Here is an 11,304-nt window from a genome sequence, read left to right as displayed (position 1 = left end):
TAAACTATTAAAAAAATAGCATTTTAAACCGCGTCCCCGCTAAATGTTGTGGATGCACCAAACGTCGAACTCACTCGAAAGTCAGCATCTCGCTCTGGACGCGGTTCAAGTGGGGTCGCCCACAGGGCGAGCGCAAACCTGACGTCGTCGAGACGGGGCCTTGTCGTATCGCCTGCCGATGGCGGGCATTATACTCGGAACTTTCGCGACAGGCCGGGCCGACGCCGGCCTAATATCAGATCGAATATCCGTGCGGGCATCGTGGCCCGACGAGGCTCGAGGTCAACTTATGTTTGAGACTCTCCAGGATCGTTTCGGCGATGTCCTGAACAATCTGCGCGGTCAGGGTCGTCTGACCGAAGAGAACATCAAGGAAACCGTCCGTCAGGTGCGCATGGCGCTCCTGGAGGCCGACGTTGCCCTACCGGTGGTGCGACAGTTCGTCGAGGATGTCCGCGAGAAGGCGCTCGGCGAGACCGTGACCCGGAGTCTGACGCCGGGTCAGGTCATGATCAAGATCGTCAACGACGAGCTGGTCACGCTCATGGGCCAGGCCAACGAGCAGTTGGACCTGACCGCGCAGCCGCCGGCCGTGGTGCTCATGGCGGGCCTGCAGGGCTCGGGCAAAACGACCAGTGTCGCCAAGCTCGCGCGCTGGCTGCAAGAGAAGCAGGGCAAATCGGTGATGGTCGTGAGCTGCGACGTCTACCGCCCGGCCGCTATCGAGCAGTTGAAGACGGTCGCGGCCGAGGTCGGGGCCGAATTCTATCCGAGCACCCCGGATCAGAACCCGATCGATATCGCCAAGCGCGCACTCGATGCGGCGCGCAAGCACTTCAAGGATGTGCTGATCGTCGACACCGCCGGCCGGCTGCATGTCGACTCGGCCATGATGGACGAGATCAAGGCCGTTCATGCCGCGTTGAAGCCGGTCGAGACCCTCTTCGTCGTGGATGCCATGACGGGTCAGGATGCGGCCAACACGGCAAAGGCTTTCGACGAGGCCCTGCCGCTGACCGGTGTGGTCCTCACCAAGACCGACGGCGATGCCCGCGGCGGTGCGGCCCTTTCGATCCGCCACATCACCGGCAAGCCCATCAAATTCCTCGGCACCGGCGAGAAGACCACGGCACTCGAGCCCTTTTATCCGGATCGCGTCGCCTCGCGCATCCTCGGCATGGGCGACGTGGTCTCGCTGGTCGAGGAGGTCCAGTCCAAGGTCGACAAGGACAAGGCCGAGAGGCTGGTCAAAAAGCTCAAGAAGGGCAAGGAGTTCGATCTCGTCGACTTCAAAGAGCAACTCGATCAGATGGCGAACATGGGCGGCATGATGAGCCTGATGGACAAGCTTCCGGGGATGGGGCAGATCCCCGATCATGTCAAGAACAAGGCCAGCGACAAAGAGATGGGCAAGCTGATTGCCATCATCAACTCGATGACACCTCAGGAGCGCCGTTTTCCCGCCGTCATCAAGGGGTCGCGAAAGCGTCGCATCGCCGCCGGATCCGGCACCGAGGTGCAGGACGTGAACCGCCTGCTCAAGCAGTTCGCTCAGATGCAGAAGATGCTGAAGAAGATGAAGGGCGGCGGCATGGCCAAGATGATGCGCTCGATGCAGGGGCGCATGCCCGGAGGCTTTCCGCCGGGTGGGGGCTTCCCGCCGGGCGGCATGCCGCCGGGTGGCTTCCCGATGTAGCTCGCCGGCGTCGGCGGCTGGGCGATGCCGGGTGCGCCCGGCACCGCGCGCCGAAGGAAGCGGCCGGCGGATGTTCGCGCAGAAGCTGTCGACCTCCGGGGCCCGTCCTTTCGGATACCTCGTCGGTGTCTGTCGGGATCTGCTCGGTCCTGCCGGGGAGCGCGGGGGTGGGCGTGAGCCCTCGTCATCGCGGGCCTGGCGATGGCCGTGCCGGGAGGCGGAAGAAAAACTTCGGAATCCGGGATAGTCGCGATGATTGTGTCAAACAGACCTATGAATCATCGGCTTGGATTTGGCGCTCCCTAGGGGGTTCGAACCCCTGTTACCGGCGTGAGAGGCCAGCGTCCTAACCGCTAGACGAAGGGAGCAGGTACTGCGGCGTGGAAACGCGTATTATACGCGCATCACGGCGCTCTACAAGCCGGCTGTGACCTTCGTCTTACCAATGGCTGCAGCTCCGCGCCCCGTCGTGCTCGGCACCGGGTGACGCCTTCATGAGTGCGGCCCCAGCGATCAGGAATTCCTCCGAAAAGGTGATGCAGGAACCTTTCCAAAACACGAGCCCGGACGCGATCGCGGCGAGCCCTTTGATCGTGCCTCGGCCCGAGCACGGGATCTCGCGCGCGAACATCAGCGAGAACGCCCTCAAGGTGCTCTACCGTCTGAAGCAAGAGAACTTTCAAGCCCATTTGGTCGGCGGCGGCGTGCGCGATCTGTTGCTCGGTCACGAGCCGAAGGATTTCGACGTGGCGACCGATGCGACCCCGGAGCAGGTCCGGCAGGTGTTTCGCAACTGTCGTCTGATCGGGCGGCGCTTTCGATTGGCGCACGTGCATTTCGGGCGCGAGATCATCGAGGTCGCGACCTTTCGCGGCTCCACGATTGCGTCGGAGGGCGACGAGAACGACCGGCAGATGGAGAACGGTCGGATCCTCCGGGACAACACCTACGGCACCATCGCCGAGGATGCCCTGCGCCGGGATTTCACGGTCAATGCGCTCTACTACAACATCGCCGATTTTTCGCTCATCGATTACGCCGACGGGCTCGAGGACATCAAGGCCGGTCGGCTGCGTCTGATCGGCGATCCGGAGCAGCGCTATCGCGAGGACCCGGTGCGGATGCTCCGGGCGGTGCGCTTCGCCTGCAAACTGGGCTTTACGATCGAGCGGCAGACCGAGCAGCCGCTGTTCGAGCTGGCCCATCTGCTCGCCGACATCGCCCCGGCGCGACTCTTCGATGAGCTGATCAAGCTCTTTCATTCGGGTTACGGCCTCGGCGTCTTCGAGAAGCTGCGCCAGTACGGGCTCTTCGGGGAGCTTTTCCCGGCGACCGAGGACTGCTTGGCGCGGGAAGACCATGGCTTCCCGCTCACCTTCGTCAGTCGCGGTTTGGCCAATACCGACAAGCGGCTGCACGAGGACAAGTCCGTCACCCCGGCCTTCCTGTTCGGCGTGCTCCTCTGGGAGCCGGTCCGGCGTCGTTTCGAGGAGTATCTGGCCGGTGGGGAGGCCGCGAACGAGGCGATGTTCCTCGCGGCGAGCGAGATCTGTTCGCAGCAGCAATCGCTTGTTGCGATTCCGAAGCGATTCTCGCTGCCGATGCGCGAGATCTGGTCGATGCAGCCTCGCCTCGAGCAGCGTGACGGCAAGCGTCCGCAGCGCCTGGTGACGCATCCGCGGTTCCGGGCTGCGTACGACTTTCTGGTCCTGCGCGCGGATGCCGGCGAGGCGGATCCGGAGCTGGCGGCCTGGTGGACGCGCTTCCAAGAGGCGAGCGGACAGGAGCGCGCGACCATGACCGAAGGCGGTGCCAAGCGGCGCCGACGCCGTCCGCGGCGGCGCAAGACGGGAGATGGCGCAGGGCCCGGGACGGAGGCGACAGGGGTCGTGGAACGCGGCGGCTGATTCTGCCGCACCGACCTAACCGAGTGCGGTGATCGTGCACGGGGTAGCGTTGCTTGATCTCGGCCACTATCCTCGCGTCATCAAGCCTGACCTTCGGAGTCGACCATGTCTCTCGCGCCGATCTCGGTCGCCACCCTCGCCGGCATGAAGGCGAAGGGCGAGCGTATCGCTTCTCTTACCTGTTACGACGCCAGCTTCGCACGCCTGCTCGATACGGCAGGCGTCGATCTGATGCTGGTGGGGGATTCTCTCGGAATGGTCCTCCAGGGGCACCGCACGACCGTGCCGGTCACCCTCGAGCAGATGGTCTATCACGCCGCCTGCGTCTCGCGCGGACGGGCACGGGCACTACTTGTGGTGGATCTGCCCTTTCTCGCCTGCGCGACACCCGAGCGCGCGATCGATGCGGCCGGACGTCTGATGCAGGACGGCGGGGCGGAGGTCGTGAAGCTCGAGGGCGGGGCGCCGATGCTTGAAACCGTGCGACGCCTCACGGAGCAAGGCGTGCCCGTTTGCGCCCATTTGGGACTTCTGCCTCAGTCGGTGCACCGCATCGGCGGTTATCGTTTCCAGGGCCGGGACCACGCCTCGGCGGAGGCGATCCGGCACGATGCCATCGCCATGCAGGAAGCGGGAGCGAGCCTCTTGGTCTTGGAGTGCGTGCCCGCCGCCTTGGCCTCCGAGATCGCCTTGACCCTGAGCATCCCGGTCATCGGGATCGGCGCCGGCGCAGGATGCGATGGCCAGGTGCTTGTGCTCTACGACATGCTGGGACTCAATCCGGGGCGTCCGCCGAGCTTCAGCCGAGATTTCATGACCGGGCAGGTTTCGATTGCGGATGCCGTCGCGGCCTACGTCCGAGCGGTCAAGGCGAATGAGTTCCCCGGTCGTGACGAAACACCGTACTAAACCGCGTCCAGAGCGAGATGCTGATTCTCGCGCGAGCTCGACGTTCGTTACATCTACAACCCTTTGCGGGAACGCGGTTTAAAATGCGGAAAGGGCAATGAAGACAATCGAAACACTGGAGGACCTCCGTGAGCAGGTCCGCATATGGCGCTGGGCGGGCGAGCGCGTGGCCTTCGTACCGACCATGGGGAATCTGCATGCCGGGCATCTGACCTTGATCGCTGAGGCCCGCGCGCGCGCGCCACGGGTCATCGCGAGCATCTTCGTCAACCCGATGCAGTTCGGCCCCGCCGAGGATCTGGACGCCTATCCGCGGACCTTGGCGCGGGATCGGGAGCTGCTCGAGGCGGCGGGTTGCGACCTCTTGTTTGCCCCGGGCGTTGCGAGCGTCTACCCGCGCGGCAGCGAGGTGCAGACGCGCGTGGAGGTGCCGGGGCTCTCCGATGTCCTCTGCGGCGAGAGCCGCCCAGGGCACTTCCGCGGTGTGGCGACCGTCGTGTGCAAGCTGTTCAATATGGTGCAGCCCGATATTGCACTGTTCGGCGAGAAGGATTTCCAGCAGCTCTTGGTCATCCGGCGGATGGTCGAGGATCTGGACATGCCGATCGAGATCGTCGGGGTGCCGACCGTGCGCGAGTCAGACGGTCTCGCCATGAGCTCGCGCAACGGCTACCTTTCCCCTTCGGAGCGGGCGCTCGCGCCGGGATTGCGTCGGGTGTTGACGGCGGCTCGGCAATCCTTGCTGGCAGGGAATGTCGCCGCTTCGGTCGAACGGGAGGCCGAGGCCGCTTTGCGCGAGGCCGGTTTGGCCCCAGACTATGTTCAGGTCCGTGCGGCGGACGACCTGCGATCGGCCACGGAGGGCGACCGAGATCTCGTAATTCTCGCGGCCGCCTATCTCGGTCGGGCGCGTTTGATCGACAATCTCAGGGTGCAGCTCGACGCGAATGCTGCGCCGCAACAAACGCTGCGGTAAACTACGACGATTCTTAGATCGAGAGCGCTTCGTCAGGGCACGAAGACGCGGCCGGACCGGCCTTTCGGAGGTTTCTAGACATGCATCTGACCTTGTTGAAGTGCAAATTGCATCGGGCTTGCGTGACCCACGCGGAAGTCGATTACGAGGGCTCCTGTGCCATCGACGAGGAGCTGCTCGCGCTCGCCGGCATTCGCGAGTACGAGCAGATTCAAATCTACAACGTCACCAACGGCGAGCGGTTCACGACCTACGCCATCCGTGCCGAGCCCGGCTCACGCGTGATTTCGGTCAACGGGGCCGCAGCGCATAAAGCCGCGCCGGGCGATCGCATCATCATCTGCGCCTACGCCGCCATGACGGAGGCCGAGGCCGATGCCCACCGCCCGGCGCTGGTCTATCTCAACGAGCACAACCGCGTGACTCGCACCGGGGACTTCATCCCGGCTCAGGTGGCCTGATCCCGCTCGAACCCTCCCGGCCGAAGACACCTGCCCAGGCACCTGTCCGCACGAGCCCACCCCGGAGACGCCAATCCGAAGACGCCGAGCGGACTCCGCCCGACCGGGCGGCTACGCCGACGCTGAACTCGCCTCATCCGTCCCTTGCGCGATTGCCCGATCGGCGATCGCCTCGGCATAAAGCCGCACATAACCGCGGGCGCTTGCCTCCCAACTGAAGTCCTGCTGCATTCCCGTCGTTGCGAGCTTTTGCCACGCCTGCGGGTTGTCCCGATACAGTTGCAGGGCCTGCCGCACGGCGACAAGCAGGGCCTCGGCGCGTGGCTCCTCGAACAGAAAGCCGGTCGCGGTGCCGTCGGCGAGCGTTTCCGGGGAGGCATGGACCACGGTGTCGGCCAGGCCGCCGGTGCGGTGGGCGATGGGCGGTGTCCCGTATCGCAGGCTGTAGATCTGGTTGAGCCCGCAGGGCTCGAAGCGCGACGGCATCAAGAAGGCGTCCGAGCCGGCTTCGATACGATGCGCCCGCGCCTCCTCGTACTCGACGAAGACCCCGACCTGACGCGGATACTGTGCCGCGATGGCGAGAAGCGCCTGCTCCGTGCTGCGTTCTCCGGTCCCCTGGAATACGACCTGGATGCGCGGGTCTTCGAGAAGCCGCGGGAGCATGGCGAGGATCAGGTCCACACCCTTCTGCTCGACCAAGCGCCCGATATAGCCCAGCACGAAGGCGTCCTCGTTGCGCGGAAGCCCGACCTCGCGTTGGATGTCGAGCTTGTTCTCCGCCTTGAGTCCGAAGGTCTCCGGGTCATAGCATTGGAGGATGTAGGGATCCGTCAGGGGGTCCCACACCCGATAATCGACACCGTTGAGGATGCCGCTGAAGCGGCTGCCGATCTGGCGCAGAAGTCCGTCGAGCCCGAATCCGAAACGTGCGGTGCGCACCTCCGCGGCATAGGATGGGCTGACGGTGTTGACCCGGTCGGAGAAGAAGATGCCTCCCTTGATGAAGGACATCCTCTGATGGAACTCCAAACCCGAGACGCTCCACAGCGCGGGCGGCAGGCCGAGCCGATCGAAGGTTGCGCGATCGAACAAACCTTGATAGGCGAGATTGTGGATCGTGAATACGTTTGCCGGATGGCCGGGCAGATCCCGGAGCAGAGCAGGGGCTAGCCCGGTTTGCCAGTCATTGCCGTGCAACACGTCCGGTCGCCAGCCGATCGCCGGAAGGCCGCGAGCGACCAGGGCAATGGCCCGACAGAAGAGCAGGAAGCGCTCGGCGTTGTCGCCCCAGTCGCGTCCGCTGAGGTCGGTGTACGGATTGCCTTCGCGACAGAAATGCTCGGGTGCGTCGACCAAATAGAGCGGTAAGTCGTGATCCGGATGCTTGCCCTCGAGGATGCGCACTTGGGTGCGGCCCGCCGGGATCTTCAGCTCGCAAAGGATCTTGGTGTCGCGCAACTGGCGGGCCGCGCGAGGATAGGCCGGCAGGATGAGCCGGGCGTCGTGACCCAGATCGCGCAGCGCAGCGGGTAAACTGGCGGCGACATCGGCGAGCCCGCCGGTTTTGATCAGCGGATGAGCCTCGCTGCTTGCCACGAGGATATGCAGCGGCCGCTCCGGCGCGGTAATGTCCGGGGATAGAAGAAGCGATGGCTCCATGGATGGTCCCTAAATCCGAGCGAAGCGGTTGCCGGCGCGGCACGCCTGGCTTGGCAACAGTATGACAGGGCTCACGTTATCACATTTGTCCGCGATCGAGGCACCAAGCCCATGCTGGATCCCTGCACCATCCTGATCTTCGGCTCGACGGGTAACCTTGTGAGTATCAAGCTACTCCCGGCGCTCTATCACATCGAGGCGGCGGAACGTCTTCATCCCGAGACTCGGATCATCGGATTCGGCCGCCGCGCTTGGTCGGATGGCGAATGGCGCGACGAGGTCCGGGCGAGGCTCGCCGAGCGACTGCCCGGCGCAACCGACGCGCAAGTCTTGGAACGTCTGCTCGGCCGGATGCTCTTCGTGGAAGGTGACCTGGAAGAGTCCGCCGGCTACTTACGCCTGGCCGAACGACTGCGCGAGGAGGCGGACATCCCGGCCAACCTCATGACCTATCTGGCGGTGGCGCCCAAGCACTACGGCGGTATCGTGGACAACCTGGCCGCTCAGGGTCTGAATACCGAGGACGGGCGTTGGTCACGTCTGGTGGTCGAGAAACCCTTCGGATTCGACCTCGAGAGTGCGGCCATCCTCGATCGACGCATTCGGCACTGTTTCGCCGAGTCGCAGATCTTTCGCATCGATCACTATTTGGGCAAGAGCACGGTTCAGAACATCCTGGTGTTCCGCTTCGCCAATCTGATGCTCGAGCCCCTTTGGAATCGCAACTATATCGATCATGTGCAGATCTCGCACGCCGAGGCGGCCGGGATCGGAGAGCGCGCCGGTTTCTACGATGGTGTGGGCGCCATGCGCGACATGATCCAGAGCCATCTCCTGCAGATGCTGACCCTGGTGGCGATGGAGCCTCCGCCCTGCCTGGATGCCGAGGCGCTGCGCGACGAGAAGGTCAAGGTGCTGCGCTCCATTCGCCCGATCCCGCGCGAGGCGGTACATGCACAGGCCTTTCGCGCACAATACGGGCCCGGCGCTGCCGGCGGAAGCAAGGTTGCAGGCTACCGCGACGAGCCCGGCGTCGGGCACAACAGCACCACCGAGACCTATGCCTCGCTGAAGCTCTACATCGACAACTGGCGCTGGCGCAACGTGCCTTTTTATCTGCGCACGGGAAAGCGTCTTGCCCGCAGCAACTCCCTGATCGCTATCCGGTTCAAGCATCCGCCGCAGCAGCTGTTCCGCTATACGGCGATCGAGCAGCTCAAACCCAACTGGCTGCTGCTCAACATCCAGCCCAACGAGTGCATCCGCATGGAGATCCAGGTCAAGCAACCCGGACTCGAGATGCGCACGCAGACCGAACGGCTGGACGCGAGCCGATGCACCATCCCCTCCGAGCAGATCGACGCCTACGAGGCGCTCATCCTGGACGTGATCGAGGGCGACCATACCCATTTCCTGCGCTTCGACGAGGTCGATTGGGCGTGGCGGGTGGTGGATCCGGTGCTGAAGCTGTGGTCCACCGAGCGCGACTTCATCCAGACCTATCCTGCCGGGTCCTGCGGGCCGCCCGAAGCCAACCGCTTGTTCGACCGAGACGATCAGTCTTGGCGGGAGGGGATGGACGAGTGAGTTGCGGGATCGTCGAGCCGGCCAGCTGCAACATTCGCCAACGCCTTATCAGGAGAACTTCATGACGTCGCTCATCAATCAAACAGCCGCATGGCGGGCACTGGAGCAGCACCGGCAAGAGTTGCAGGACGTCGCGATGCGCGATCTCTTTGCGTCCGATCCCGGCCGCGCCGACAGGATGCGCCTGTCCGTCGCGGGACTGCGTCTGGATTACTCGAAGAACCTAGCCACCCCGCAGACCCTTGGGCTGCTGCTCGATCTCGCTGAAACCGCCGACATGAACGGTTGGATCGCCCGGATGTTCGCCGGAGAGCCCATCAACAACACCGAGGAACGCGCGGTGTTGCATGTCGCCCTGCGCAATCGGTCCAATCGACCAATCCAGGTGGACGGCCAAGACGTGATGCCCGGGGTCAATCGCGTGCTCGAGCGTCTCGAGTCGTTCGTCGGGCTGGTCCGCTCGGGCGAGTGGAAGGGCTTTCAGGGCCAGTCCATCCGCGATGTCGTCAACATCGGCATCGGCGGCTCCAATCTCGGACCCAAGATGGTCTGCACGGCGCTCGGCGCTTACGGCAGCAACGACCTTCGGGTCCACTTCGTCTCCAACGTCGACGGGACCCATCTCCTGGAGACGCTCAACGACCTGGATCCGGCACGCACACTCTTCATCGTGGCCTCCAAGACCTTCACGACACAGGAGACCATGACCAATGCCACCAGCGCGCGCGACTGGCTGCTGGCGGCGGCGCGCGATCCGGCGGCGGTCGCCAAGCACTTCGTCGCAGTCTCGACCAATGCCGAGAAGGTGTCCGCGTTCGGGATCGACACCCGGAACATGTTCGGGTTTTGGGATTGGGTGGGCGGGCGCTACTCGCTCTGGTCGGCCATCGGTCTACCGATCGCGTTGGCGGTCGGTTACGAGCGCTTCGTAGAGCTGCTCGAGGGCGCCTTTGCGATGGACGAGCACTTTCGAACCGCCCCGTCGGCGGAAAACATGCCCGTCGTGCTGGGTCTGCTCGGGGTCTGGTACGCCAATTTTTGGGGTGCCCGAACGCATGCCGTCTTGCCCTACGATCAGTATCTGAGGCTTTTGCCGGCGTACCTTCAGCAAGGCGATATGGAGAGCAACGGCAAAGGCGTCACCCGCGAGGGCGTCGCCGTGGACTACACCACCGGCCCAGTCGTCTGGGGCGAGCCGGGCACCGACGGGCAACATGCCTTTTACCAGCTCATTCATCAGGGTACGCAACTGATCCCGGCCGATTTCATCGGCGCGATCAAGAGCCACAACGAGCTCGGCGATCATCATCTAAAGCTCATGGCCAACTTCTTTGCGCAAACCGAGGCCCTGATGCGCGGTCGTACCACACAGGAGGCGCTTGCCGAGATGCTGAGCGCCGGGGTGTCCGAGGATCGGGCGCAGTTCCTTGCGCATCATCGAACCTTCCCCGGCAACCGACCGACCAACAGTCTCTTGATGGAGCGTCTGACGCCCTTTACGTTGGGGGCTTTGATTGCGCTCTACGAACATCGGATTTTCGTACAGGGTGTCCTCTGGGGGATCAACTCGTTCGACCAGTGGGGTGTGGAGCTCGGCAAACAGCTCGCGGGAGTGATTCTCGAAGAGCTCGGCGAAGGGCGTGTCGGCGGGGATCACGATGCATCGACGCGAGCCCTGCTGAACGAATTCATTCGGGGGCGCCGCGCCTGACCTCGACGCACCAATCCCCGCGCGATGTCGCGGCGGGGCGCCATCCCGATGTCGACCGATCGGGCTGCGGGGTGCCCCGAAACCCGCAAGCGGCCCTCGGGGATATTTCTTGCGGGATGAACCCCGCCGCCGGAGCGCTGTCTTTTTATCCGGCGCGGCGTCTTGGTGCTAGTCTTTATGCATCGGCGTGGGGCGAGGGCTGCCCGCCACCGAAGCGTGCAGAGCGGGGTGATCAGCTGAGCCGTCGCTGAATGCGGCCGAATTGGTTCGAACAAAACGGCTCGATGCCGCTCGTGCGAAGGCGTCAGTACCCATCGGCGGGTCCGGTCGACACTGTCGATTTCCCGGCGAGTGCCTGCACTTTATTAGTGCGCGAGGCGGCTGCGCCGGTGCAC

General features: G+C 64.1%; 8 protein-coding genes and 1 tRNA gene. 7 read left to right on the top strand and 2 right to left on the bottom strand.

Going from position 1 to position 11,304, the window contains the following annotated elements; translation table 11 throughout:
• Positions 1-289 precede the first annotated feature (289 nt).
• The gene (ffh, locus tag GPT33_RS04525) at positions 290-1,696 is read left to right on the top strand and encodes a signal recognition particle protein (protein WP_296806137.1); all 1,407 of its coding nucleotides are present in this window, start codon (positions 290-292) and stop codon (positions 1,694-1,696) included.
• Positions 1,697-1,989: 293 nt separating this feature from the next.
• Here the strand turns inward: ffh and GPT33_RS04520 are convergent.
• A tRNA-Glu gene (locus GPT33_RS04520) sits at positions 1,990-2,064 on the bottom strand.
• Positions 2,065-2,232: 168 nt separating this feature from the next.
• On the opposite strand from GPT33_RS04520, the gene pcnB reads away from it, so the two are divergent.
• The 4 genes from pcnB (at position 2,233) to panD (ending at position 5,949) form a co-directional block, all read left to right on the top strand.
• Entirely contained in the window at positions 2,233-3,603 is a 1,371-nt protein-coding gene (gene pcnB, locus GPT33_RS04515; protein WP_296806136.1) for a polynucleotide adenylyltransferase PcnB, read from the top strand.
• A 105-nt stretch (positions 3,604-3,708) separates the two neighbouring features.
• On the top strand, positions 3,709-4,512 hold the full coding sequence (gene panB / locus GPT33_RS04510; protein ID WP_296806135.1) for a 3-methyl-2-oxobutanoate hydroxymethyltransferase: 804 nt from the start codon (positions 3,709-3,711) through the stop codon (positions 4,510-4,512).
• 97 nt (positions 4,513-4,609) lie between these two features.
• On the top strand, positions 4,610-5,488 hold the full coding sequence (panC, locus tag GPT33_RS04505) for a pantoate--beta-alanine ligase (protein ID WP_296806134.1): 879 nt from the start codon (positions 4,610-4,612) through the stop codon (positions 5,486-5,488).
• An 80-nt stretch (positions 5,489-5,568) separates the two neighbouring features.
• Complete coding sequence (gene panD, locus GPT33_RS04500; RefSeq protein WP_296806133.1) at positions 5,569-5,949, top strand: aspartate 1-decarboxylase; 381 nt, start codon at positions 5,569-5,571, stop codon at positions 5,947-5,949.
• Between the two features lie 111 nt (positions 5,950-6,060).
• On the opposite strand, the gene glgA is transcribed toward panD, so the two are convergent.
• Positions 6,061-7,611: a glycogen synthase GlgA gene (gene glgA / locus GPT33_RS04495; protein ID WP_296806132.1), complete on the bottom strand. Its 1,551-nt coding sequence runs from the start codon at positions 7,609-7,611 to the stop codon at positions 6,061-6,063.
• A gap of 111 nt (positions 7,612-7,722) precedes the next feature.
• On the opposite strand from glgA, the gene zwf reads away from it, so the two are divergent.
• Both zwf and pgi read left to right on the top strand, forming a co-directional pair.
• Positions 7,723-9,198, top strand: a complete 1,476-nt coding sequence (gene zwf, locus GPT33_RS04490) for a glucose-6-phosphate dehydrogenase (protein WP_296806131.1) — start codon at positions 7,723-7,725, stop codon at positions 9,196-9,198.
• Between the two features lie 61 nt (positions 9,199-9,259).
• Positions 9,260-10,909, top strand: a complete 1,650-nt coding sequence (pgi, locus tag GPT33_RS04485) for a glucose-6-phosphate isomerase (RefSeq protein ID WP_296806130.1) — start codon at positions 9,260-9,262, stop codon at positions 10,907-10,909.
• Positions 10,910-11,304 lie beyond the last annotated feature (395 nt).

The sequence above is a fragment of the Thiocapsa sp. genome (assembly GCF_011390875.1).
GTDB lineage: Bacteria > Pseudomonadota > Gammaproteobacteria > Chromatiales > Chromatiaceae > Thiocapsa.
This window is presented reverse-complemented; position numbering and strand designations above follow the sequence as displayed.